The organism is Clostridium sp. 1001270J_160509_D11 (assembly GCF_015667935.1).
Lineage (GTDB): Bacteria > Bacillota > Clostridia > Peptostreptococcales > Peptostreptococcaceae > Intestinibacter.
The window spans coordinates 1-1,293 of sequence record NZ_JADPET010000263.1 but is presented as its reverse complement, the minus strand read 5'-3'; the positions used below and the strand labels follow the sequence as shown (position 1 = coordinate 1,293).

At 25.1% G+C, this 1,293-nt stretch carries 2 protein-coding genes; both read right to left on the bottom strand.

From position 1 onward, the window contains the following. Nucleotides 1-73: 73 nt before the first annotated feature. On the bottom strand, nt 74-778 hold the full coding sequence (locus I4U58_RS13810; protein ID WP_195931909.1) for an MBL fold metallo-hydrolase: 705 nt from the start codon (nt 776-778) through the stop codon (nt 74-76). 114 nt (nt 779-892) lie between these two features. After that, the gene (locus I4U58_RS13805) at nt 893-1,180 is read right to left on the bottom strand and encodes a hypothetical protein (RefSeq protein WP_195931908.1); all 288 of its coding nucleotides are present in this window, start codon (nt 1,178-1,180) and stop codon (nt 893-895) included. Nucleotides 1,181-1,293 lie beyond the last annotated feature (113 nt).

The following is a 1,293-nucleotide window of genomic DNA, read 5'->3' as shown; positions in this document are numbered from 1 at the left end:
ACCTGTATAATAAATTTATAATTTGTAGGGTTTAATTTTTTATAATCAACTACATTAATATAGATTAAGTTAGCTAATCTATATTAAATACTTCATTGTCATTACTTATCTTAATTATTTTATCTTTATAATCAACTGCATATTTAGAATTTATAAAAGTATCACAAATTGAGAAATCTCCCCACATATGCATTGGGAAAGCTATTTTTGTATTTGTATTTCTCATAAAATACTCAAATCCCAAGTAGTAAAAATCACCTTGACGAGGATCTAACGGTACAAATGCCAAGTCTATATCATATCCTTTTATACCTTCTATTCCAGATTTAAACTTATCTTCAGCATATTTGTTTTCTTTTGGTGAGTTTTCGCCTTCCCAATGCCACCAGTTTAAGTCGCCCGCATGGTAGATTGTTTTTCCTTCTATTTCAATTAAAAATGCAACTCCAATATCACTTGATTCAAGTGTTTTTATTTTCATATTATCTACTGTAATTTCTTCGTCGAAGTTTACAACAACGATTTGGTCAGCAGATTTTACATATTTGCTTCTTCTTTTTTTAATATCTTTTGAAAGAATATATGTAACATTAGGGTGGTCTTTAGCTATTTCAAAAATACATTTATCAAAATGGTCTTGGTGGAAGTGGCTTGCAAATACATAAAGTTTTTTATCTTTATTAAACTCTGGAAGCTCACCTTTGAAATAGTCAAAAAGAAGTATTGAATTTTCAAGTTCTACACAAAAACTGCTGTGGTGAATATATGTTATTTTCATATTTACGTCCTTTCTTATATAAATTATAGTTTTTATTTATCTTTAAATATCTACTATATTATTATACATAAAAGTAGAGCGATTATTTTATTTTAAACTCACTTTATCTTTTAATTAGCTAAAAAGCTGAATTGGGGCAGGGGTCCCCGCTTCTGGAAGTAAAAATATAAATATAGTAAGTAAAATTTCACATATTGTTATAAGTAAAAATAAGAACTTAAAATGTCCTTTAGAAAAGATATTAACAAAATTTAAAATTAAACTCGATATATTTAATATTACAGCAATCAAAAACGTAATATAAATATTTGGCACAATACTAGATGAAAAAATCGCGAATAGATAAAGTGTTTGTAAAGCTATAGTAATCCTTTGTATTAATTTATTTTTATTATTTTTCACTATTTTATCTCCTATAAAATTTATTATCCTAGACTTATGTAAAGTATATTATATATATATTATCAAAATATGTCATAATAAAACTTTTTAACAATATATTGAATTTTTTATTT